Origin of the sequence: Roseateles microcysteis (assembly GCF_036880965.1) — a bacterium.
In the GTDB taxonomy this organism is placed as follows: Bacteria; Pseudomonadota; Gammaproteobacteria; order Burkholderiales; family Burkholderiaceae_C; genus JAUASW01.
Genome location: NZ_JBAJMV010000002.1, coordinates 169,905 through 193,485, shown reverse-complemented (window position 1 = coordinate 193,485; position 23,581 = coordinate 169,905). Strand labels below are relative to the sequence as shown.

At 65.5% G+C, this 23,581-nt stretch carries 19 protein-coding genes; 10 read left to right on the top strand and 9 right to left on the bottom strand.

Going from position 1 to position 23,581, the window contains the following annotated elements; all coding sequences use genetic code 11:
* Positions 1-69: 69 nt before the first annotated feature.
* Positions 70-1,458, top strand: coding sequence for an L-serine ammonia-lyase (locus tag V3596_RS05820; RefSeq protein WP_334276728.1), 1,389 nt, complete (start codon positions 70-72; stop codon positions 1,456-1,458).
* Between the two features lie 125 nt (positions 1,459-1,583).
* On the top strand, positions 1,584-3,026 hold the full coding sequence (locus V3596_RS05815; RefSeq protein ID WP_334276726.1) for an MFS transporter: 1,443 nt from the start codon (positions 1,584-1,586) through the stop codon (positions 3,024-3,026).
* Here the strand turns inward: V3596_RS05815 and V3596_RS05810 are convergent.
* The 6 genes from V3596_RS05810 to aroC form a co-directional block, all read right to left on the bottom strand.
* The gene (locus tag V3596_RS05810; RefSeq protein WP_334276725.1) at positions 3,014-3,241 is read right to left on the bottom strand and encodes a hypothetical protein; all 228 of its coding nucleotides are present in this window, start codon (positions 3,239-3,241) and stop codon (positions 3,014-3,016) included. The two genes, V3596_RS05815 and V3596_RS05810, sit on opposite strands and share 13 nt — an antisense overlap.
* Positions 3,242-3,367: 126 nt before the next feature.
* A complete protein-coding gene (locus V3596_RS05805; protein WP_334276723.1) occupies positions 3,368-4,306 on the bottom strand; it encodes an exopolyphosphatase in 939 nt (312 codons plus the stop codon).
* A 97-nt stretch (positions 4,307-4,403) separates the two neighbouring features.
* Complete coding sequence (locus tag V3596_RS05800; RefSeq protein ID WP_334276722.1) at positions 4,404-7,652, bottom strand: efflux RND transporter permease subunit; 3,249 nt, start codon at positions 7,650-7,652, stop codon at positions 4,404-4,406.
* 17 nt (positions 7,653-7,669) lie between these two features.
* Positions 7,670-8,833: an efflux RND transporter periplasmic adaptor subunit gene (locus V3596_RS05795; protein WP_334276720.1), complete on the bottom strand. Its 1,164-nt coding sequence runs from the start codon at positions 8,831-8,833 to the stop codon at positions 7,670-7,672.
* A gap of 145 nt (positions 8,834-8,978) precedes the next feature.
* Positions 8,979-10,157, bottom strand: coding sequence for an MFS transporter (locus V3596_RS05790; RefSeq protein WP_334276718.1), 1,179 nt, complete (start codon positions 10,155-10,157; stop codon positions 8,979-8,981).
* Complete coding sequence (aroC, locus tag V3596_RS05785; protein WP_334276717.1) at positions 10,157-11,254, bottom strand: chorismate synthase; 1,098 nt, start codon at positions 11,252-11,254, stop codon at positions 10,157-10,159. The genes V3596_RS05790 and aroC overlap by 1 nt, the downstream gene beginning before the upstream one ends.
* A gap of 171 nt (positions 11,255-11,425) precedes the next feature.
* Between aroC and uxaC the strand changes: the two genes are divergently transcribed.
* The 4 genes from uxaC to V3596_RS05765 are packed head-to-tail and all read left to right on the top strand — an operon-like array spanning position 11,426 to position 16,498.
* The gene (uxaC, locus tag V3596_RS05780; protein WP_334276716.1) at positions 11,426-12,820 is read left to right on the top strand and encodes a glucuronate isomerase; all 1,395 of its coding nucleotides are present in this window, start codon (positions 11,426-11,428) and stop codon (positions 12,818-12,820) included.
* A 5-nt stretch (positions 12,821-12,825) separates the two neighbouring features.
* Positions 12,826-14,430 carry a UxaA family hydrolase gene (locus V3596_RS05775; RefSeq protein WP_334276714.1) on the top strand — a complete coding sequence of 535 codons (1,605 nt, stop codon included), beginning with the start codon at positions 12,826-12,828 and terminating at the stop codon, positions 14,428-14,430.
* Positions 14,427-15,815 carry a tagaturonate reductase gene (locus V3596_RS05770; protein WP_334276712.1) on the top strand — a complete coding sequence of 463 codons (1,389 nt, stop codon included), beginning with the start codon at positions 14,427-14,429 and terminating at the stop codon, positions 15,813-15,815. The genes V3596_RS05775 and V3596_RS05770 overlap by 4 nt, the downstream gene beginning before the upstream one ends.
* On the top strand, positions 15,812-16,498 hold the full coding sequence (locus tag V3596_RS05765) for a GntR family transcriptional regulator (protein ID WP_334276711.1): 687 nt from the start codon (positions 15,812-15,814) through the stop codon (positions 16,496-16,498). Before V3596_RS05770 ends, V3596_RS05765 begins: the two co-directional genes overlap by 4 nt.
* Here the strand turns inward: V3596_RS05765 and V3596_RS05760 are convergent.
* Positions 16,488-16,952 carry a CBS domain-containing protein gene (locus V3596_RS05760; protein WP_334276710.1) on the bottom strand — a complete coding sequence of 155 codons (465 nt, stop codon included), beginning with the start codon at positions 16,950-16,952 and terminating at the stop codon, positions 16,488-16,490. The two genes, V3596_RS05765 and V3596_RS05760, sit on opposite strands and share 11 nt — an antisense overlap.
* An 81-nt stretch (positions 16,953-17,033) precedes the next feature.
* Here V3596_RS05760 and V3596_RS05755 point away from each other — a divergent pair, with 81 nt between their 5' ends.
* From V3596_RS05755 to V3596_RS05740, 4 genes are all read left to right on the top strand, one after another.
* Positions 17,034-18,326: an O-acetylhomoserine aminocarboxypropyltransferase gene (locus tag V3596_RS05755; RefSeq protein ID WP_334276709.1), complete on the top strand. Its 1,293-nt coding sequence runs from the start codon at positions 17,034-17,036 to the stop codon at positions 18,324-18,326.
* On the top strand, positions 18,323-19,123 hold the full coding sequence (locus V3596_RS05750; protein WP_334276708.1) for an alpha/beta fold hydrolase: 801 nt from the start codon (positions 18,323-18,325) through the stop codon (positions 19,121-19,123). Before V3596_RS05755 ends, V3596_RS05750 begins: the two co-directional genes overlap by 4 nt.
* A 10-nt stretch (positions 19,124-19,133) precedes the next feature.
* Complete coding sequence (locus V3596_RS05745) at positions 19,134-19,457, top strand: Mpo1-like protein (protein WP_334276707.1); 324 nt, start codon at positions 19,134-19,136, stop codon at positions 19,455-19,457.
* Positions 19,458-19,563: 106 nt separating this feature from the next.
* On the top strand, positions 19,564-21,717 hold the full coding sequence (locus tag V3596_RS05740) for a S46 family peptidase (protein ID WP_416383963.1): 2,154 nt from the start codon (positions 19,564-19,566) through the stop codon (positions 21,715-21,717).
* Positions 21,718-21,732: 15 nt separating this feature from the next.
* Here the strand turns inward: V3596_RS05740 and V3596_RS05735 are convergent, their stop codons facing one another.
* Together V3596_RS05735 and V3596_RS05730 are read right to left on the bottom strand one after the other, a co-directional pair.
* Positions 21,733-22,530, bottom strand: a complete 798-nt coding sequence (locus V3596_RS05735) for a MipA/OmpV family protein (protein ID WP_334276705.1) — start codon at positions 22,528-22,530, stop codon at positions 21,733-21,735.
* 96 nt (positions 22,531-22,626) lie between these two features.
* Positions 22,627-23,580, bottom strand: coding sequence for an NAD-dependent epimerase/dehydratase family protein (locus V3596_RS05730; RefSeq protein WP_334276704.1), 954 nt, complete (start codon positions 23,578-23,580; stop codon positions 22,627-22,629).
* Position 23,581: the final 1 nt, after the last annotated feature.

Sequence of the window (23,581 nt, the reverse complement as noted above, 5' to 3'; positions counted from 1 at the left end):
TCGATCAGACCGGATCAATCGCCTAGAACCTAGAAGAGCCTCCACCAGAGGCTCCATGGAGGAGCCAGCATGGCAGTCTCGGTCTTCGACCTTTTCAAGATCGGCATCGGGCCATCGAGCTCGCATACCGTGGGCCCGATGCGCGCCGCGCGCCTGTTCGGCCTGCGCCTGGACCACGAAGGCCTCTTGGCCCGCGTGGCCCGCGTGCAGGTGATCCTGTACGGCAGCCTCGGCGCCACCGGCAAGGGCCATGGCAGCGACACGGCCGTGCTGCTGGGCCTGGCCGGCCATGAGCCGGACACGGTGGACATCGAGGCCATCCCTTCGCTGCTCGCAGCGATCCGCGCTGGCGACCTGAATTTGCTTGGCAAGCAGGTGGTCAGGTTCGACGAGGCCAAGGACCTGGTCTTCAAGCGCCGCGAATCCCTGCCGTTCCATGCCAACGGCATGCGCTGCCTGGCTTTCGATGCCGAGGGCAACGAAGTCGCCAACCGCATCTACTACTCGGTCGGTGGGGGTTTCATCGTCAGCGACGAGGTCGCGGCGGACGGCTCGAAGCAGAAGGTCATCGCGCCCGATGCCACGGTACTGCCCTACCCCTTCAAGACCGGCGACGAGCTGCTGGCCCTGACCAAGGAGCACGGCATCACGATTGCCGAGGTGATGCGCCGCAACGAGCGTCACTGGCGCAGCGATGAAGAGACCCGAACCGGCCTCTTGAAAATCTGGCAGGTGATGCAGGACTGCGTGACGCGCGGCTGCAAGACCGAAGGCATCCTGCCGGGCGGCTTCAAGGTCAAGCGCCGAGCCGCGCAGCTGCACCGCGATCTCACTGCCAACCCCGAAGCCGCATTGCGAGATCCGCTGCAGGTCATGGACTGGGTCAACCTGTACGCGCTGGCCGTGAACGAAGAGAACGCGGCAGGCGGTCGTGTCGTCACGGCGCCGACCAACGGCGCGGCCGGCATCGTGCCCGCCGTCTTGCACTACTACTCGCGCTTCGTCCACCATGCCAATGACGACGGCGTGATCGACTTCCTGTTGACCGCCGCCGCCATCGGCATCCTCTACAAGGAAAACGCATCCATCTCTGGCGCCGAAGTGGGCTGCCAGGGCGAAGTCGGCGTGGCCTGCTCGATGGCTGCCGCGGCACTCTGCCAGGTCATGGGCGGCACACCCGAGCAGGTCGAGAACGCCGCCGAGATCGGCATGGAACACCACCTGGGCCTGACCTGCGACCCGGTGGGCGGCCTGGTGCAGATACCCTGCATCGAACGCAATGCCATTGCCTCGGTCAAGGCCATCAACGCCGCTCGCATGGCACTGCGCGGCGACGGCACGCACTTCGTCAGCCTGGACAAGGTCATCAAGACCATGCGCGACACCGGCGCCGACATGATGACCAAGTACAAGGAAACGGCCCGCGGCGGGCTGGCGGTGAACATCGTCGAGTGCTGAGGCTGGCGGAAGCCATTCCTGGAGATTGTCTTTGCCTGTCGAAGTCCAAGCATCCTGATCGTCGTGTCTGCAACTGCCGGCCAAGCGGCCTGCTAACCTCGCCGACCGTCGAAAACAGGAACTCCATGACAGAACAAGACCTGCATCCCCGCCGCCGCTGGCTGGCCCTGATGGTGCTGTGCCTGGGCGTGCTGATGATCGTGCTGGACACGACCATCGTGAATGTCGCCCTGCCCTCCATCCGTGCCGACCTGGGCTTTACCGAGACTTCGCTGGTCTGGGTGGTCAATGCCTACATGCTGAGCTTTGGCGGTTTCATGCTCCTGGGCGGCCGTCTGGGTGACCTCTATGGACACCGGCGAATGTTCCTGCTGGGCCTGGCCTTGTTCACTGCGGCTTCAGCCGCCTGCGGAATGGCCGGTTCGCAGACGATGCTGATTGCAGCGCGCGCCGTGCAGGGCCTGGGTGGCGCCGTGGTGTCGGCGATTTCGCTGTCACTGATCATGAATCTGTTCACCGAGGATGGTGAACGGGCCAAGGCAATGGGTGTCTACGGCTTTGTCTGTGCCGGCGGCGGCAGCATCGGCGTGCTGCTCGGCGGCTTGCTGACCAGCGCGCTGGACTGGCACTGGGTGTTCCTGGTCAACCTGCCCATTGGCGCCGTGGTATTCGGCTTGTGCCTGTTGCTGCTGCCGCGCAGCAAGGCGCTGCACGCGGTGAAGTTGGACCTGGCCGGCGCTGTGACGGTGACGAGCGCCCTGATGCTGGCTGTTTATGCGGTAGTGAACGGCAATGAGGCTGGTTGGACCTCGCCGGTCACGCTGGGCCTGCTGACGGGCGCCGTGCTGCTGCTGTTCAGCTTCCTCCTGATTGAATCCAGGGTGAAACAGCCCTTGATGCCGCTCTCGCTTTTCAAGCTGCGCTCGGTGGCCGTGGCCAATGCTGTGGGGGTGTTGTGGGCGGCCGCGATGTTCGCCTGGTTCTTCATATCGGCGCTGTACATGCAGTTGGTGCTGGGTTTCACGCCGATGCAGATCGGCCTGGCCTTCCTGCCCGCCAATCTGATCATGGCCGGCTTCTCCTTGGGCCTCTCAGCCAAGATCGTGATGCGCTTCGGCATCCGCGGGCCTCTGGTCTGTGGCCTGCTGCTGGGTGCCAGCGGCCTGGCGCTGTTTGCCCGCGCTCCGGTGGACGGCACGATGTGGCTGGACATCGTGCCCGGCATGCTTCTGCTGGGACTCGGCTCCGGTGTCGCCTTCAACCCGCTGCTGTTGGCGGCAATGAGCGAGGTGAAGCCGGAAGATTCGGGCCTGGCCTCAGGCGTGGTGAACACGGCCTTCATGATGGGCGGCTCCCTTGGGCTGGCCGTGCTGGCCAGCCTGGCCGCGGCACGCAGCAGCGCCCTCGCCGCCGCGGGTTCGGCCCTGCCTCAGTCGCTCAGCGGCGGCTACCAACTGGCGTTCGGCCTGGGTGCCGGCTTCGCACTGCTGGCGACGCTGCTCGTCGCCGTGGTCTTGCGCTCAAGCCCGAAGCCGACAGCCGCGGGCGCAGGCTCTCATCCCGGCTGAATCGCGGCTGCCAAAGGTGCACCTAGCGCGACCTCGAGTGACGAGGCTTCATTCATGCCCGCATCATGGATGCTGCCCTCCATCGAGGCCGGTTCGAACGCCCCACCCATCAAACCCAGGATCACGAACACGGCGATCAGGCAGACCCAGGCGTTGGGGTCCTTGAGGCGGTTCAAACGGCTCAGAAGCGAAGAGACAGAAGAAAAGCGGCCCATGCGAACTCCGGTGGAAACGGTGAATCGATGGGCCGGATGATACTGTATTCACATACAGTACTGTCAATAACACCAGGTCAACTATTTTCGAAGCGAAGCCACCGTAGCACCGCACCAGCGCCCAGCTCAGCCATCCTGATTGATCTTGGCGATCAGCTCGGCCAGCACCGTTTCGGCCTGGTCGTTGGCAATCTGGCAGGTGCCGGCCGCATTGTGGCCACCGCCGCCGTACTTGAGCATCAGCTCGCCCACATTGGTCTTGCTGCTGCGGTCCAGGATGGACTTGCCGGTGGCGAACACCGTGTTCTGCTTTTGCAGGCCCCACATTGCGTGGATGGAGATGTTGGTCTCCGGGTACATCGCATAGATCATGAAGCGGTTGCAGGCAAAGATGGTTTCTTCACCGCGCAGGTCCAGCACAGCGAGGTTCTTGTGCACCGTGGTGCAGCGCTCGATCTGCTCACGCGCCTGTGCTGTGTGCTCGAAGTAGAGGTCGATGCGTTCGACCACGTCGGGCAAGCGCAGGATGTCATCGATGTCGTGGTCGGCACAGTACTTGATCAGGTCCATCATCAGCGCGTAGTTGCTGATGCGGAACTCGCGGAAGCGGCCCAGCCCAGTGCGTGAATCCATCAGGTAGTTCAGCAGCACCCAGTCGCTCGGGTCGAGGATTTCTTCGCGGGTGAACTGCGCCGAGTCGGCCTTGTCGACCGCCGCCATCATGGCCTCGCTGATGCGCGGAAAGCGCGCCTTGCCACCGTAGTAGTCGTAGACCACGCGAGCCGCCGACGGCGCCTTCGGGTCGATGATGTGGTTCTTGCGTTCGCCGGTGTTGCGCACCGTTTCCGACTCATGGTGGTCGAACACCAGATGGGCGCCCGGCACGAAAGGCAGGTTGGTCGTGATGTCGCGCTCGGTGATCGCAACCTTGCCGTCCTGCATGTCCTTGGGATGGACGAAGCTGATGTCGTCGATCATGTCCAGCTCGTTCAGCAGCACGGCACAGACCAGGCCATCGAAATCGCTACGGGTGACCAGGCGGTACTTCTGGGTGGTTTCGCTCATCACTGACTCCTTGGATCGAGCGGACCATGCTACCGCGACCGTGTGAAAGGAAAAGGGGCGCCAGTGCGCCCCTTCTCACATTCGCCGCAAAAAAACTTCAGTCATCACCGGCCGGCATCACTGCGCCAGGCAAGGTGCCTGGGCGACGGCCGAACAAAGCTTTGACCCAGCTCACGGCCTCGCTGCAGCGGCGCGGCACGTTGAGCACATAGCTGTAGATCACCGGCACCACGACGAGGGTGAGCAGCGTCGAGGTGAGCACGCCGCCGATGATGGCCCGGCCCATGGGCGCCTGGATCTCGCCGCCCTCGTTGAAGGCGATGGCCATGGGCAGCATGCCGAAGATCATCGCGGCCGTGGTCATGATGATCGGGCGCATCCGGATCAGCCCGGCCTCCCGCAAGGCATCGGCCACCGTCGCCCCGGCCTTGCGGGCATGGTTGGCGAAGTCCACAAGAAGAATCGCGTTCTTGGTCACCAGGCCCATCAGCATCACGAGGCCGATCATCGAGAACACGTTCAGCGTCGAGCCCGTCACCAGCAGCGCCAGCATCACGCCCAGCAGCGCCAGTGGCAAGGAAGCCATGATGGCAATCGGCTGCAGGAAGCTGCCGAACTGGCTGGCCAGCACGATGTAGATGAAGATCACCGCCAGGCCCATGGCACCGACCAGGCCCATGAAGGCCTCTTGCTGCTGCTTGCCTGCGCCGTCCACCAGGAAACTCACGCCCGGCGGCAGCTGGTGGTTCTTGACGAGCTTGGCGACTTCCTCGTTCACTTCACCCGAGCTGCGGCCTTGCACGCCGGCATAGACGGCCTCACGGCGCTGCAGGTTCTGGCGACGGATGACCTCGGGGTTGAACACCTGCTCGATGGTGGCGACCTGGTCCAGCGAGATCGGTGCGCCGTCCTTGGAGAACGCGACCGGCAGCTTGTACATCTGCTCGACGCGCTGGCGCTGCTCGATGGGCAGGCGCAAGAGCACCTCGACCTGGTTGCCGTCCGGCGTGGTCCAGTAGGTGGCAACCTCGCCGTTCACATAGGCACGCAGCGAAGAAGCGATTTGCGGCGCGGTCAGACCCAGCTCACGGATCGCCGAGTCCTTCAGCTTCACCGCGAAGGCAGGCAGGCCGGCGCGCACCGTCGTGTCCACGTCCACGGTGCCCTTGACCTTGCGGATCTTGTCGGCCAGGTCGTTGGCGGCCTTGGTCAGCTGCTCGGCGTCGTTGCCCAAGAGCGTGATCCAGACCGGGCGGTTGAAGCCGACACTGACCTCGATGCCCGGAACCTTGGCGATGGCCTCGCGGACCGCGTTCTCCACTTCCTTCTGCGTGCGCTTGCGTTCCTTGCGGTCCACCAGCGAGAGATTCAATTGAGCCTGGTTGCGGCCCGTGGCCATGCCCTCGCCCGAAGCGCCCACCACGGTGGAGACCATCTTGATCTCCTTGAACTGCGACAGGATCTCCTCGACCTGCTGCACCTTGGCATTGCCGCGGTCCAGGCTGGTGGCCGTGGGCATGCGCAGCGTCAGCTGGGTGAAGCCCTGGTCGGTCTCGGGCACGAACTCGCTGCCCACGAAGCCAGCCAGGAACAGCGCAAGCACAAAGCTGCCCACGCCCGACCAGGCGACGATGCCACGCGGCGTCAGGGTGGCAAAGCGCAGGCCGCGCTTGGCAGAACGGTCACGTGAGCCATCAGCCTTGAAGGGACGACCGTAGGCCGGCACCGGCGGCACGAAGACGCGATATCGGCGGCCCGAGAAGATCCAGCGGATAGCCCGCTCGTAGAAGGCGTGCAGCCCCTCCATGCCACGGTCGGTGCCACGGATCAGGTGGCCGATCACCGGCAGCTTCTTGAGCATCGTGCTCGGCGGGTCCTTCCAGATGCTGGAGAGCATCGGATCCAGCGTGAAGCTGACAAAAAGGCTCACCATCACGGCCACCGCCACGGTGATGCCGAAGGGGTAGAAAAACTTGCCGATGATGCCGCCCATGAAGGCGACCGGCACGAACACGGCGCAGATGGCGAAGGTGGTGGCCATCACGGCAAGGCCAATCTCGTTCGTGCCGTCAGCCGCGGCCGTGTGATGGTCCTTGCCCATGGCCACATGGCGCACGATGTTCTCTCGCACCACGATGGCATCGTCGATCAGCAGGCCGATGCACAGGCTCAAGGCCATCATCGTCATGAAGTTCAAGGTGAAGCCGAAGGCATGCACGGCGATGAAGCTCGAGATCACAGCGATAGGCAGGGTCAGGCCAGTGATGATGGTCGAGCGCCAGCTGTGCAGGAACAGGAAGACGATGGCCACCGTCAGCAGCGCGCCTTCGATCAGCGTGTGCTTCAGGCCCTCCAGCGAGCCCTTGACGAAGTCGCTGTTGACGTACATCAGCTCCAGCTTGATGTCGTCCGGCAGGGTTCTCTGGATCTCCTTCACCGCGTCCTTCACCGCTTCGCCGGTGGCGACGATGTTGGAATCCTGCTGCTTGAAAACGTAGAAGCTCACGGCCGGCTGGCCATTGATGCGGGCGATGGAATCGGGCTCGCGCTCACGCTCCACCAGGGTGCCGAGGTCGGTCAGCGTCAGCGCCAGATTGCCGCGGCGGGCCACGACGATCTTGGCGAATTCCTTGGGGTCCTTGACCTTGCCTTCGACGCGCAGCATGGCGTCCGACGTGCCGTCCGACAGCATGCCCACCGGCTGGTCGGCATTGGCCTGGTTCAGCGCCGAGGCGATCTCGGCCGGCGTGACCCCATAGGCGCGCAGCCGCTGTGGGTCGAGGTCGATGCGGACTTCGCGCGAGACCATGCCGCCGATGTCCACCTTGGCCACACCGTCCACACGCGCCAGGCGCTTGGAAATGGTGAACTCGGCCAGCATCGACAGCTCGCGCGCCGGCCGCGTCTTGCTCATCAGCGCCATCACGACGATGGGCTGGGCGTTGTCGCCCTGGTAGCGCATCACCATCGGCGGCTTCACGTCCTTGGGAAAGCCGGCCTGCGCCATGGCCACGCGGTCGCGCACGTCCTGCATGACGCGGCTCATGTCGGCGTTCAGGCCGAACTCCACATTGACCTGGGTGCGCCCCTCGAAAGCGCGCGAGTTGATGCGCTCGACACCGGCAATGGTGTTCAGCGCTTCTTCGAGCGGGCGCGACACCTCGCGCTCCACTGCCTCGGGCGAGGCGCCGGGATAGCGGACGTCGATGTAGACGCCGGGGAAGCTGATGTCGGGCATCTGCTCGACACCCAGCTTGGCGTACGAGAACATGCCCAGCACGCAAATTGCCACCATCACCATGGTCGCGAAGACCGGGTTCTGGATGGAGACACGGGTCATCCACATGATGCTTGCCTCCGGTTTCAGTTGCGCAGCGGTGTCGATGCGGCAGCGCTGGCGAACTTGGCTCGCGCCTCGACCACGGTGGCCTTGGCGCCTTCGCGCAGATTGTCAAAGCGGGCGGCCAGCACCTGGGCATCGGGCTTCAGGCCATTCAAGACTTCGACCTTGGCAGTGCTGCGGTCGCGGCGGCCGGTGGTGACGATGCGGCGCACCAGCGCGCCGTTCTCGATCATCCAGACATGGTCCTGACCTGAGGTGCTGCCCACGGCGGTGTCGGGCAGCGTGAGGCGCTCGGTATCGTCCGGCAGCTCGACCTGCGCCACGGCGTACTGGCCGGCGCGGAAGACTTCCTTCGGGTTGTTCAGTTCCAGCGTCACGCCAATGGAGCGCGTGCCCGGCTCGGCGGCCGGTGCGATGCGGGAAATGCGCGCCTCGACGGGCTGGTCCACGCCCTCAATGCGCAGCGTCGCGACCATGCCGGGCTTGAGCCGGCTCACCTCGTGCGTGGCGACCAGACCGGCCAGCTCCAGCTTGCTCAGGTCGACGATAGCCAGCACCGGCTGCTCGCCCGCCACCTTTTCACCCGGCAACGCATGGCGCTTGGAGACCACACCGCTGATCGGCGCCACCAGGGCTGCCTGCTTCAAGAGCACCTGCGCGGTTTCCTGCTGAGCCTTGGCCACACCAAGTTGGGCCCGCGCAGCCTCCAGCGATGCGCGTGAGGCGTCGAGCGCCGTCTTGGAAATGAAATTCTGCGCCGCCAGGCCTTCATTGGCCTTGTGCTGGCGTTCGGCCTGATCGGCCTGGGCGCGGGCAGATTCGATGCTGGCGCTGCGCTCGGCGACACGGTAGCGCAGCTCTTCCAGGTCCAGTTGGCCCAAGGCCTGGCCGGCGCGGACACGGCTGCCTTCGGCCACGTTCAGCGCCACCAGCACGCCGGCCGCCTTGCTGCGCACGACGACCGTGCCCGGTGCGACGAGAGGCCCGGAAAATTCAATGCGGCCGGGCATCCTCGCCACTGTGGGCTTGACCACTTCGCTGGCCACGAATTCCAGCGTCGGCGCGGGCTTGTCGCCCTCCTTTTTCTTGGGCTCTTCGCCACCCTTGCTGGCCCAAACGGCCACACCGGCGCCACTGGCCAACACTGCGGCGGCGATGCCACCAAAAAGCCATTGCTTGCGCATGGAAGTCCCCGCTCAATATGGAAAGTGAGCGGACTGTAGGGACGCCATTCCGGCTTTAGCGCACGCTTGCGACGAAATGCAGATTGCTCGCACCAGAGCGCAATCGGCGCCGACCGGCGCTTTCGATGCGCGACGAACTGCAGATTCAGTGGTCGAGCTGCGCGCAACGCCAGGCGCATGCCGCGCCGGCCAGGGCTGCGAGGCTGGCGGCCCAAAAGATGCTGCCCAGGCCCAGGTGCGTGACCAGCCAGCCGCCGCCGATGGCGCCCACCACGCCCGAGAAGCCATAGCCCAGCACCGAGTACAGCGCCTGCCCGCGGCCGCGCAGGCGACCGGGGAAGTAGCGTGTGATCAGGGCGATGCAGACCGTGTGCTGAGCCGCGAAGGTGATGGCGTGCAGCGTCTGCAGCGCAACCAGCACCCACAGCGTGGCGCCGAAGGCAGCGGTCAGCGCAAACCGCACCACGGCCACCACGGCACAGGCCAGCAACCATCGGTGCAAGGTGCTGCGCTCCAGCAGCCGGCCCTGCAGACCGAACCAGCAGACCTCGGCAACGATGGAGGCGCCCCACAAGAGACCCACCACCGACTTCGCATAGCCCAGCTCGTCCAGATAGAGGCTGAAGAATGAGTACAGCGCCGTGTGCGCCAGCACCGTCATGAAGACACCGGCGAAGAACCAGCGAACCGCCGGCCGCCTCATCACTTCGGCCAGCGGCGGGCCTTTTTCATGGCCATGCGCCGCCACCCGCTGCAGCGGCATCCACAGCGCTGCGGCCAGCACCAGGGTCAGGCCCACGAGCACGCCCGGCACGAAATAGCCGAGGCCGAGATGCTCGAGTGCCCAGCCCGCGCCGACCACGCTGGCCATGTAGCCGACAGAGCCCCACAGGCGCACGCGACCATAACGACGTGCATCCACGCCGCCGTCGGCCGTCATCAACTGGGCCGCGACAACGGTCTCGTTCAAGGGCGTGATCGCCGCATTGAAGGTGAACATCAGGAAGGTGGCCGACGCCAGCACCCAGACGCTGGGCTGGAGCAGGAACAGCAGGCCAGCCAGCAAGGTGGCCAGCGACGAGAAGCGGATCAGCTGCACGCGGCGGCCGCTGGCGTCGGCCAGCGAGCCCCAGACGAAGGGCGCGAAGAGTCGTGTCCAGCTGGACAGCGAGAGCAGCCAGCCGATCTCGATCAGCGGAATGCCGAGCGACTTGTACCAAAGCGGCGCGTAAGTGCTGAACAGGCCGATGGCCGCAAAGTAGGCGGCGGACAGCGCACCGCTGGCAGCCAGAACGCGGCGGCGCCTGGCGGCATCATCAAGCATCAGCGGCTGGCCGCGATCGGCGGCAGCTCATGGCGCACATCGCCGCACTGGGCGCGGTGGCGCAAGGCATGGTCCATCAGCACCAAGGCCAGCATGGCCTCGGCAATCGGTGTGGCGCGGATGCCCACGCACGGGTCGTGGCGGCCAAAAGTTTCGACCGTGGCAACCTGGCCGGCGCGATCAATCGACGCCTTGGGCGAACGGATCGAGCTGGTCGGCTTGATCGCGATGGCCACGCGGATGTCCTGGCCGGTGGAGATGCCGCCCAGCATGCCCCCGGCGTTGTTGGTGGCGAAGCCTTCAGGCGTCAGTTCATCACCATGCTCGCTGCCGCGCTGGGCGACGACGGCAAAGCCGGAGCCGATCTCGACGCCCTTCACCGCGTTGATGCCCATCATGGCGTAGGCGATGTCGGCATCGAGCTTGTCGAACAGCGGCTCGCCCAGGCCGACCGGCACGCCGCAGGCTTCAACCGCGATGCGCGCGCCAACCGAGTCGCCGGCGCGGCGCAGCTCGTCCATATAGGCCTCGAGCTCGGCAATCTTGCTGGCATTGGCGGCGAAGAACGGGTTGTTCGGAACGTGCTTCCAGTCCTCGAACGGTATTTCCAGTTCGCCCAGGTTCGTCATGCAGCCACGGAAGGTGGTGCCGTACTGCTGATGCAGCCATTTGCGGGCCACGGCGCCGGCACCGACCATGGGCGCCGTCAGGCGGGCCGAGCTGCGGCCACCGCCGCGCGGGTCGCGCAGGCCGTATTTGCGCCAGTAGGTGTAGTCGGCATGGCCGGGGCGGAAGGTGTCGAGGATGTTGCCGTAGTCCTTGCTGCGCTGATCGGTGTTCTTGATCAGCAGGCAGATCGGCGTGCCGGTGGTCTTGCCCTCGTAGACGCCGGAGAGGATTTCGACCACATCGGGTTCATTGCGCTGCGTCACGTGGCGCGAAGTACCGGGGCGGCGGCGGTCCAGCTCGGGCTGGATGTCGGCCTCGCTCAATTCAAGCCCCGGCGGGCAGCCGTCGATCACGCAGCCAATGGCGGGACCGTGGCTCTCGCCAAAATTGGTGACACGGAACAACTCGCCAAAAGTGCTGCCAGACATGCGAAATCCGAAAGGGTGACGGTACCGGGGAAGCCTGCGATCTTAGCCGCAGAGCAGTGGCGATCTCCGGGCAAACCCGGAACATGGCCGGAACAAGCGGGGAACAAGTCGCTTGCCTTCTGAAATATCAGATAGATAATTCAGATACTTCAATTCGAACCTGCCGCCGCCATGCCCGCCTTTCTGGACCACGACTTCCTGCTCGACACCGGCATCGCCCGCAGGCTCTATCACGAGGTGGCTGCCGGCCTGCCCATCATTGACTACCACTCGCACCTGCAACAAGGCGAAATCGCCGAGCGCAAGCGCTTCCGCAACATCACCGAGCTGTGGCTGGGCGGCGACCACTACAAATGGCGCCTCATGCGCAGCGCCGGCGTGAACGAGCAGCTGGTGACCGGCGCGGCCAGCGATGAAGACAAGTTCAGGGCCTTCTGCTCGGTGCTGCCGCTGGCGGCAGGCAATCCGATCCATCACTGGAGCCATCTGGAGCTGCAACGGCTCTTCGGCATCGACCTGACGATCAACGCCACGAATGCCCCGCGCATCTGGCAGGCCGCCAACAGCCGCCTGGCCGAGATGGACTGCTGGAGCTTCCTCGACCTGGCCAAGGTCGAGATCGCCTGCACGACGGACGACCCCGCCGACGACCTTGGTCAGCATGCCGAGCTGGCCAACTCGGCACTGAAGACCCGCGTCCTGCCAGCCTTCCGACCCGACGCGGCCATGCGCTGCAACAAGCCCGATTTCCCCGCCTACCTGCAGCGCCTGGGCGGTGTCGCCGGCGTGCGCATTACCGACTTCGCTTCGCTCGTCGAGGCCTTGGCGGTGCGCGTCCGGTTCTTCCATGCCCAGGGCGGAAGAATCTCGGACCATGCCATCGACCTGGCGTTGCCACCTGGCGAGATCACGCCAGCGCTGTGCGAGGCGCTGCTGTCGCGCCGGCTCTCGGGCGCCGAATTGAGCGAAGCCGAGCTCGGTGCCTTCCAGCGCGGCCTTCTCCAGGCATTGGGCAAGGTCTATGCGCAGCAGGGCTGGGCCATGTGCCTGCACATCGGCGCGCAGCGCAACAACAACCGCAGGCGCTTGAACACGCTGGGTCCCGACACCGGCTACGACTCGATCTCCGACTTCACCACCAGCGCCGGCCTCGCCGACTTGCTGGATGCCCTGGACGCTGAAGACCAGTTGCCCAAGACCCTGCTGTTCTGCCTGAACCCGGCAATGAATGAAGTGCTGTCGACCTTGATAGGGGCCTTTCAGGACGGCGCGACCCGCGGCAAGGTTCAGTTCGGCCCGGCCTGGTGGTTCAACGACCACAAGGACGGCAATCTGCGCCAGTTGCAGACGCTCGCCGCACATGGCGTGCTGGGCACCTCGGTGGGCATGGTGACGGACTCGCGCAGCTTCGCCTCCTATCCGCGCCACGAGTACTTCCGCCGCCTGCTGTGCCGCCAACTGGGCCAGTGGGTCGAGGCCGGCGAGTATCCGGACGATGAAGAAGCGCTCGGCCAGATCGTTCGCGGCGTCAGCTACGAGAACGCCAAGCACTACTTCGGGCTGTGAACGTCATGAACAGCAAATTGCTTTGCATCCATCCCGATGACGACATGCTGGTCGCCCTGGTCGACCTGCAGGACGGCGAGCAGGTCCATTGGGAGCAGGAACAGATCACCACCGCGGGCCCGGTCGCTGCCAAGCACAAGCTGGCGCGGCGCGACTTCGTGGTCGGCGAGACACTGAAGCTCTACGGCGTGCCGGTCGGCAAGGCGCTGCATCCGATCCGGCGCGGTGAAGCGATCAGCACGAGCAACCTCGCCCATCACGCGGCCGAGGTCGACCTGCAATCGACCGCGCCCTATCAATGGACGGCGCCAGACGTAGCGCGCTGGCATGGCCAGACCTTCCAGGGCGTGGTGCGCAGCGATGGCCGCGTGGGTACCGCCAATCACTGGCTGGTCTTCCCGCTGGTGTTCTGCGAGAACCGCAATATCGAACAGCTGCGTCAGGCGGTGGAGAGACCATTGGGCTACGCCAGCGACGATCTCGCCGCCTATACCCTGAGCCTGCTCGGTGAAGACATGCAGGCCGCGCCGCGCACACCGGCCCGGCCCTTCCCTAATGTGGACGGCGTTCGCTTCATCACCCATGCCGGTGGCTGCGGTGGCACGCGGGCTGACGCCCGTGCGCTGTGCAAGTTGCTGGCTGCATACGCCGATCATCCGAACGTCGCGGGTGTCACGGTCTTGAGCCTCGGCTGCCAGAACGCGCAGATCTCCATGTTCAAGGAAGCGCTGGCCGCGCAGAACCCGAACTTCGACAAGCCCTGCCTGATCTACGAGCAGCAGCGCGAGAGCGACGAGGCGTCGATGATGAAGTCGGCCTTGCAAGACCTGCTGAAGGCACTGGCGCTAGCCAACAAGGTGCAACGCCAGCCGGTGCCGATGTCGATGCTGAAGATCGGCGTCAAGTGCGGCGGTTCGGATGGCTTCTCAGGCATCACGGCCAACCCGGTGATGGGCCTGGTGTCGGACCTGGTTGTGGGGCTGGGCGGATCGTCCATCCTCGCTGAGTTCCCGGAACTCTGCGGCGTTGAAGCCGAGCTGATCGCACGCTGCCTTGATCCGCAAGACCAACAGCGCTTCGTCGCGATGATGAAGACCTTCGAAGCGCAGGCCCAGGCCGTGGGCACCAGCCTGGCCGAGAACCCCAGCCCAGGCAATATCCGCGACGGCCTGATCACCGATGCGATGAAGTCTGCCGGCGCGGCCCGCAAGGGCGGCAGCTCGCCCATCGTGGGTGTCTTGAGCTATGGCGAGCAGTTGCACAAGCAGGGGCTCTCGCTGCTCTGCACGCCGGGCAACGACGTCGAATCGGTCACGGCCATCGTCGCCTCGGGCGCGAATGTCGTGCTGTTCTCGACGGGCCTGGGCACACCGACCGGCAACCCCATCGTTCCGGTCTTGAAAATCGCCAGCAATACAGCAGTGGCTGAGCGGCTCAACGACATGATCGACTTTGACTGCGGCCCGGTCTTGAAAGGCATGCCGCTGCCGCAGCTCGCCAATGATTTGCTCGGCCTGATCCAGAACACAGCAGCCGGCCAGTATCAAAGCAAGGCCGAACGGCTGCAGCAGTACGACTTCCTGTTCTGGAAGCGGGACATTTCGCTGTGAGCGCAAGGCTTCGGATCAAGGTCCTGCAGTTCGGCCAGGGTGTTTTCCTGCGCGGCTTTGTCGAAGACTTCATCCAGCAGCTGAACGAGCGCCAGGGGCTCGAAGCCGGCGTGGTCATCGTGCGGCCGACCAGTCGCTCGACTGCGCCCTTGATTGACGCGCCCTTTCACGTGCTGCTGCGCGGGCTCGATGACGAAGGCTTGCCACTGAAGCAATGGCGCCGCATTGATTGCGTGCAGCGCGAGCTGGATCTGGCCAGGCATTGGCAGGACTATCTGGCGCTGGCTGCCGAGCCGCAGCTGCGCTTCATCGTTTCCAACACAACGGAAGCGGGCATCGCCGTCAACACGACAGACCAGCTTGACGACGCGCCACCGGCCAGCTTCCCGGCCAAGCTCTGCCGCTGGCTGGTCGAGCGCTTTCGCCAAGGCGGCGCGGGCGTCTACCTCCTGCCCTGCGAGCTGATCGAGGACAACGGGCCGGCGCTGAAGGCTGCCGTCATGCATTTCGCGCAGCGCTGGTCGCTGGAGCCCGGCTTCGGGCGCTGGCTCGACGAGGAATGCCATTTCTGCTCGACGCTGGTGGACCGCATCGTCAGCGGTGCGCCGAGCGATCAAGAACGGCCGGTGCTGGAAGCAGAGCTGGGCCAGGCCGATCCCTTCATGGTCTGCGCCGAACCCTTCCACAGCTGGCTGATCGAAGGCCCGGCGTCGTTGGCAGCTGAACTTCGCCTCGAAGGTTCCGGCCTTTGCATCGAGCGGGTCGACGACCTCAAGCCCTATCGTCGCCGCAAGGTCGGCCTGCTCAACGGCGGCCACACCTTGCTGGTGCCGGTGGCGATCTTGCTCGGCCTGGAGACCGTGGGCCAAGCCATGAGCGACCCGGACCTCGCCCGCTTCCTCGATGAGGCGATGCGCGAGGAGCTGATGCCCGCCCTGCCCTTGCCCGCGCCTGACTTGCAGCCCTTTGCCGAAGCCGTGCTGCGGCGCTTTCGCAACCCCTTCGTTCAGCATCGCCTGCAGTCCATCGCGCTGAACAGCTGGCCCAAGTTCGCGACTCGATTGCTGCCGGCCCTGCTCGCAAATGCGCAGCCGGCGCCGCGCATCGTGCTGGCGCTGGCCGCGACCATGCATCTCTACCGCGGCCAGAAGGTCAGCTTGTCCGATGCGCCTTCGCATCTGGCCTGGTTCGAGGCCGCCTGGGCGCGCTGGCAATCCGGCGAATGGTCCTGGCACGATCTCGCCAATGGCTGGCTGGCCCAGGATTCGCTCTGGGGCGAGCGCCTGAACCTCCGCCCCGGCCTCAGCAAGGCCCTGGCCGATCAGTTGGCGCTGATCGAATCGCAAGGCATGCGCGCCGCCCTCACTATGATCGCCCGCCCATGAGCTCATCCTCGTCCAACAACACCAAGGCTTCACTGCAGGTCTATGAAACCCTGCGCCAGCGCATCCTCGCGCTGGAACTGGCGCCGGGCGAGCGGCTCAACGAGAAGGACATCGCCGCCGAGTTCGAGCTCAGTCGCACGCCGGTGCATGAAGCGGTGCAGCGCCTGACCGAAGAAGGCCTGATCGAGATCCGGCCTCGCTCGGGCACCTTCGTCGCCCGGATCCCGGTGCATGAACTCGAAGAAGCGATGCTGGTCCGCACCGCGCTGGAACTCGCGATGATCGAGCGCGCCGCGCAGCGCCTCACGCCGGCGGCCCTGACCAGGCTGGACGAGTTGCTCAGCGAGCAGCGCCGCTGCGCCGAGACGACAGACCAGCCCGGCTTTCATCGTGCCGACGAAGCCTTCCATGCCCAGCTCGCCGAGCTGGCCGGCTTCCCCGGCGTCTGGCGCACGATTGCCCAGGCCAAGACGCAGGTGGACCGTTTCCGCCGCCTGACCTTGCCGATCCAGGGCCGGATGCAGGAAGTGATTGCCGAGCATGCCGCCGTCGTGGAAGGCTTGCGCAGCGGGAGCGCAGAAACGGCGATGGCGGCCATGCGCCGCCATCTGGACCATGTGCTGCCCGCGATTGCGCTGACGCGCGCGCTGCAGCCGGACTACTTCATCAATCTCAGAGCTTAGATTCCGGCGCCGGCTCGTCCTCGAGCGGCCAGTCGCGGATATAGGCCTTGAGCATGCGGTTCTCGAAGTCCTGGCTGTCGACCACGGCCTTGGCCACGTCGTAGAAAGAGATGACACCCATCAGCGTGCGGCCATTCAGCACAGGCATGTAGCGGGCGTGGCGGCCAAGCATCATGCGGCGCACCTCGTCAATCTCGGTTTCGGGTGTGCAGGTCAGCGGATGGTCGTCCATCACGCTGCGCACCAGCGATGTGCCGACCGTTCCGCCATTCTTGACCACGGCCGCGATCACTTCGCGGAAGGTCAGCATGCCGACGAGGTCGCCGTGCTCCATCACCACCAGCGAGCCCACATCCAGCTCGGCCATTGTTGACGTGGCCTCGCCCAGCTGATGGTCCGGCGAAACGGTGAACAGCGTGCCGCCCTTGACGCGCAGGATATCGATGACTTTCATGGGGCTCTCCTCGGGACGCAGCTTGATTCAGACGCGGCCAACATAGCACACAATCTGCGCTCCAAACACCTCGGAGAGACCATGCCCGGCTTCGACACCCTGGCCCTTCATGCCGGCGCCGCACCTGACCCCAGCACCGGCGCGCGCGTCACGCCGCTGCACCTGAGCACCTCCTTCGTGTTCGAAAACTCCGAACACGCGGCCGCGCTTTTCAACATGGAGCGCGCCGGCCATGTCTACTCGCGCCTGTCCAACCCGACCACGGCCGTGTTCGAGGAGCGCATGGCCGCGCTCGAAGGCGGCGCCGGCTCCATCGCCACCGCCAGCGGCCAGGCGGCCCTGCACCTGGCCATTGCCACGCTGGCCGGTGCCGGCTCGCACATCGTTTCTTCGGGTGCCCTGTACGGCGGCTCGCACAACCTGTTGCACTACACGCTGGCGCGCTTCGGCATAGCAACCACCTTCGTGAAGCCCGGTGACCTCGATGCCTGGCGCGCCGCAATCCGGCCGAACACCAAGCTGCTGTTTGGCGAGACCTTGGGCAACCCGGGGCTGGATGTGCTGGACATCCCGAATGTGGCGTCGATTGCACATGAAGCCGGCCTGCCGCTGCTGGTCGACTCGACGCTGACCACCCCCTACCTGCAGCAGCCCTTTGCCTTGGGTGCCGACCTGGTCTACCACTCAGCCACCAAGTTCCTGTCCGGCCACGGTACGGTCGTCGGCGGCGTCCTGATCGACAGCGGCGCCTTCGATTGGCAAGCGGCGCATGACAAGCACGGCCAGTTCCCCGAATTCTGCGAGCCCTATGCCGGTTTCCATGGCATGGTGTTCAGCGAAGAAAGCACCGTCGGTGCCTTCCTCCTGCGTGCCCGCCGCGAAGGCCTGCGCGACTTCGGCGCCTGCATGAGCCCGCACACCGCCTGGCTGATCTTGCAAGGCATTGAGACGCTCGGCCTGCGCATGGAAAGGCACGTCAAGAATGCGCAGAAGGTGGCCGAGTTTCTGGCGGGGCAATCGATCGTTGCCAAGGTCGGCTACCCCGGCCTTGCCACGCATCGCGACCATGCACTGGCACAGAAGCTCCTGCCTCGCGGCTGCGGCTCGGTCTTCAGCTTCGACCTCGCGGGCAGCCGTGAGCAAGGCCGGCGCTTCATCGAATCCCTGAAGCTGTTCTCGCACCTGGCCAATGTCGGCGATTGCCGCTCGCTGGTCATCCATCCGGCCAGCACCACGCACAGCCGCATGGATGACGCCGCGCTGACGCTCGCCGGCATCGCGCCCGGCACGATCCGGCTGTCCATCGGCCTGGAGGACGCCGACGACCTGATCGACGACCTCAAGCGCGCCCTGAAGATCGCGAGCAAAGCATGAAGATTACCGTCAACGGCCGCGAGGCCTACGCCTACACCGGCGGCAAGACTTTCGATGCCGCCCTGCCCTGCGTCGTGCTGATTCATGGCGCCCTGAACGACCACAGCGTCTGGACCCTGCTGGCGCGCTCACTGGCCCACCATGGCCATGCGGTGCTCGCCATCGACCTCCCAGGCCATGGCCGCAGCGCGGGGCCGGTGCTCGCCAGCGTGGAAGCAGCGGCGGACTGGGTCTGGGCGCTGCTCGACGCCGCGGGCGTGCAGCAGGCTTCACTGGCCGGGCACAGCATGGGCTCGCTGATCGCCCTGGAAGCCGCGTCGCGCCAGCCCGAGCGCGCCAGCCGGCTCGTGATGCTGGGCACGGCCTATCCGATGAAGGTATCCGAAGCGCTCTTGAGCACCGCGCGCGATGAGCCCTTGAAGGCCATCGACATGGTCAACGCCTTCTCATTCGCAAGCATGGCCAGCAAGCCCTCCTACCCAGGCCCGGGTGCCTGGCTGCAAGGCGGCGAGATCGCCCTGAAACGCCGCATGCAGGCGAAGCAGACCGAGCTGAACCTGTTTGAGCACGACTTCCGGATGTGCGATACCTATGCCGGTGGGCTTGAGGCCGCCGCAAAGGTGAGCTGCCCCACCACCTTCATTCTCGGCGACAAGGATCAGATGACCACGCCCAGGCAGGCTGCGCCGCTGGCACAGGCGTTGAAGGCCCGCGTCGTCAGCCTTTGCGCCGGGCATTCACTGATGGCCGAGGCGCCCGATCCGGTTTGGAATGCAGTCAGACAAGCCCTGAACTGAAAGACACATCATGAGCAGCAGTACCGAGGCCGTGAAGCAGATGGCGAGCTTCGCCGAGTTCTATCCCTACTATCTGGGCGAGCACAGCAACACCACCTGCCGGCGCCTGCACTTCCTGGGCAGCAGTCTCGGCCTGGCCTGCCTGGCCCTGCTGGTCTACACCGGCCAGTGGTACTGGCTGCCGCTGGGCCTGCTGTGTGGCTATGCCTGTGCCTGGATCGGACACTTCGTGTTCGAGAAGAACAAGCCGGCTTCGTTCTCGCGCCCGCTCTACAGCTTCATGGGCGACTGGGTCATGTACAAGGACATCTGGACCGGCAAGATCCCGTTCTGAGCACGGCGCCCGGTGCGCTGGGCGGCCCCATGCGCATCGTAAGGCTGCGCCGGCCGTGTCAAACTGGCGGGCTTGAGCCTCCTTTGACACCCGAAAGAGCCTGATCTTGAACCGTCGTACCCGCCTTTTTCCCCTGCTGGCCAGCCTCACCCTGGCTGCACCCCTCGCCCATGCCGATGAAGGCCAGTGGCAGCCCTATCAGCTGCCCGAGCTCCAGAAAGAGCTGAAGCAGCTGGGCATCACGATTCCGGCCAGGCAGCTGGCCGACCTGGGCAAGCACCCGATGAGCGCCATCGTCTCGCTGGGCGGTTGCTCGGCCTCCTTTGTTTCCAATGCCGGCCTGGTGGTCACCAATCACCATTGCGCCTATGGCGCCGTGCAGCGCAATTCCAGTGCCAAGCGCAACCTGATTGCCGACGGCTTCCTGGCCAAGACCCGGGCCGAGGAACTGCCGGCCGGCGCGAGCGATCGCATCTATGTGACCGACAAGCTCGAGAACGTCACGGCCCAGGTGACCGGCGGGCTCGACACCAGGCTCGCAGGTGCCGAACGCCACAAGCAGATCCAGAGCCGCATCAAGGCCCTGATCGCCGAATGCGAGCAGGACAAGGCCTACCGCTGCTCCGTGCCCAGCTTCCATCGCGGGCTGGAGTACTACCGCATCCGCCAGCTGGCGATCCGCGATGTGCGCCTGGTCTATGCGCCGTCCGACAAGATCGGCAACTTCGGCGGTGACGTGGACAACTTCGAATGGCCCCGCCACACCGGCGACTTCGCCTTCCTGCGCGCCTATGTGGGCAAGGACGGGCGCCCGGCCGACCCCTCGCCCGACAACGTGCCCTATCACTCCAAGGACTTCCTGGTCGTCTCGGCCGCGGGCCTGAAGAACGGCGACCCGATCCTGCTGGCCGGCTACCCGGGCCGAACCAGCCGCTACAAGCTGCCGGTCGAGATCCGCGCGGCCCGCGATGTGAGCTACCCGCGCAGGGTGCAGGAATCTCAGGCCGACCTGGCCGTGATCGCGCAGGCCACCGCTGGCAATGCCGAGTGGGCCGTGCGTTATGCCGCCGTGGCCAAGAGCATCAACAACGGCATGAAGAAGACGCAAGGCCTGATCGACGGCTTTGCCCGCAAGGACATCGCCGCGATCAAGGACACACAGGACGCCGAGTTCCGCCAATGGTTCGCCAAGAACGGTGCGGGCAGCGAGCCCACGCTGCTGGCCGAGCTCGATGCCGTGATTGCCGAAGACATCGCGCTGACCGAACAGGAGTTCGCGATGGCCGTGGCCACGCAGAGCGATCTGTACCGCGCCGCACGCACGCTGTACCGCGCAGCGCTGGAGCGCAAGAAGCCGGATGCCGAACGCGAACTGGGCTACCAGGAGCGTGACCAGGCACTGATCAAGGCACGCCTGACACGCCTGGAGCAATCCCTGGTGCCGGCCGTGGACCAGGCGCGCTGGCAAGCAGCGCTGCAGCGCTATGCCCGCTTGCCGGCTGCCACCCATCCACAAGGCCTGGACGCGAAGCTGCCCGCCGCAGAGGCCGTGCCGGCGCTCTATGCCAACACGCTTCTGAATGCCACGGCAAATCGCCTGTCCTGGCTGAGCAAGGATGCTGCTGCCATCGAGCAATCCGAGGACCCGTTCCTGCGCCTGGCCGTGGCCAACCAGGGCCTCGCCGAAGCCATGGAGCAGCGCCGCAAAGAGGTGGACGGCACGCTGGAGCGCGTCATTCCGCGCTACATGCAGGCCTTCATTGCCTTCAAGAAATCGCAGGGCAAGCCGGTCTACCCAGATGCCAACTCCACACTGCGCGTGACCTTCGGCAGCGTCGCGCCCTACACGCCGCGCGACGGCATCATCAAGGGCCCGTTCACCAAGGTGGAAGGCATCCTGGAAAAACACAACGGCCAGGCACCTTTCAACGCACCCCAGGCCCTGCGAGATGCGGTGCAAGCCAAGCGCTTTGGCGCCTACCGTGATGCTGCCCTGGGCAGCGTGCCCGTGAACTTCCTGTCCAGCGCGGACACCACCGGTGGCAATTCCGGCTCGGCGGTGATGAACAGCAAGGGCGAGCTGGTGGGCCTGAACTTCGACTCGACCTACGAATCAGTCACCAAGGACTGGTACTTCGACACCGCGATCACGCGCGCCATCCATGTCGACATCCGCTACATGCTGTGGGTGATGCAGGAGGTCGATGGAGCCCACAACCTCCTGAAGGAAATGACGATCAAGGGCGCGCCGCGCCGTTGATCGCAGTGAGCTGATTCAGCGGCTGCGGTAGGCGAGGCCGAAGGCGACCTGGCCGGCACTGCGGCGCTCCACCAGGGGGCTGTCGGCCGAGGGGCCCAGCAGGCGGCCGACACTGGCCGAGCTGAAGGCAATCCAGTGGTGCGTGATCGCGTAGGTCCAGCCCAGGCCCAGATAGGCGTCGCGCAGGCCGCTTCCCGGCTGGTAGGCCGCATAGATGGTGTTCGGCGCCACCTCCGGCGCGACGCCGAAGTAGGCTTGCTGGTAGCGCCGGCTGCCCCAGCTGACGCCACCGCCGGTGGTCCATTCGGTCTTGGCATCGCGATAGATGCGATAGCCCAGGCCGAGGCCGGCCACCGAGCCGCCGCCATGCCCCAGCACGTCGGCAGACCAGGTGAGCCCCAGGCTCAGATCATCTGCCAGGCTGTAACGCGTGGACAGCTGCGCCCGCAAGGTCTTGCGCACATCGGGCAAGCCAGCCAGGCGTGGCGAGTCGTCGCTGCTTCGGCCGCCATCGAAGCGCAGCGACAGGCTGACCTTGATGCGGTCCCGGCTCAGCAGGTCGGTGCTGGCGCCGCTGCCCTGCACTTCACGGCCGAAGCCCATCACGGCGCTGGCGCCGCTGGAGGAGAGGCGGAACTTGCCCCACTGCAAAGAGAGGATTGGCCGTGCCGATGCCTTGTAGTCGCGCGCGCCCATGAACTCGGGCTGGTAGGCCGCGCGCAGGCCCAGCACGTAGCGGAAACCATCGGCAGAAGAACTGCTGACGGCATCCTCGGCGCCCTTGCCCTTGGGCGGTTCTTCCCCAGCTTGCACGGCAGCTGGAAATGCAACTGACAGCAAGACGGCAAGGCGCAAGCGGGAAGGGAACTTTGGCATGCGAGCCAGCTTAACAGTCGCCTGCCGCGTGCCTCAGCTGTTCTGGGCGAACTGCTCGCGCAGATGCATCAGCATGTCACGGACCATGGCTTCCAGACCAAAGGCAGGCTTCCAGCCCCAGTCGCGCGCAGCCGCGCTGTCGTCGATGGACTGCGGCCAGCTCGCCGCGATGGCCTGGCGGAAGTCGGGCGCGTACTCGATCTCGAAGCCTGGCACCTGGCGGGCGATCTCGGCCGCGATCTCGGCCGGCGTGAAGCTGCAACCGCTCAGGTTGTAGGAGCCGCGCTCGCGAATGCTCTCGGCCGGCGCTTCCATCAGCTCGATGGTGGCGCGCAGCGCGTCGGGCATGTACATCATCGGCAGCGCCTGGCCCTCTTCCAGGAAGCAGCTGTAGCGGCCGGCCTTCAGCGCGCCGTGGAAGATGTCGATCGCGTAGTCGGTCGTGCCGCCGCCGGGCGGCGTCTTGTAGCTGATCAGGCCCGGATAACGCAGGCTGCGCACGTCCACGCCATGCTTGGCGTGGTACCAGGCGCACCAGCGTTCACCGGCCAGCTTGGAGATGCCGTAGATCGTGGTCGGATCCATCACCGTGGTTTGCGGCGTGTTCAGTTGCGGCGTCGAAGGGCCGAAGGCGGCGATGGAGCTCGGCCAGAAGATGCGCTCGAGCTTCTGCGTGCGGGCCAGTTCCAGCACGTGCAGGAGACCCTTCATGTTCAGGTCCCAGGCCCACATCGGATGCTTTTCACCGGTGGCGGAAAGCGCTGCGGCCAGCAGATAGATCTGCGTGATCGCGTGGCGTTTGACCACCGCAGCCAGTGCGGCAGCATCCGTCACGTCCAGCATCTCGTGCGTCAGGTAGGGCACGCGGCCGTCCGGCGCCAGGTCGCTGGTGATCACGTTGGCATTGCCGTGCCGCTGGGCCAGCTCCACGGCCAGCTCGGTGCCGATCTGGCCGTTGGCGCCGATGATGAGGATCTTGGTGGTCATT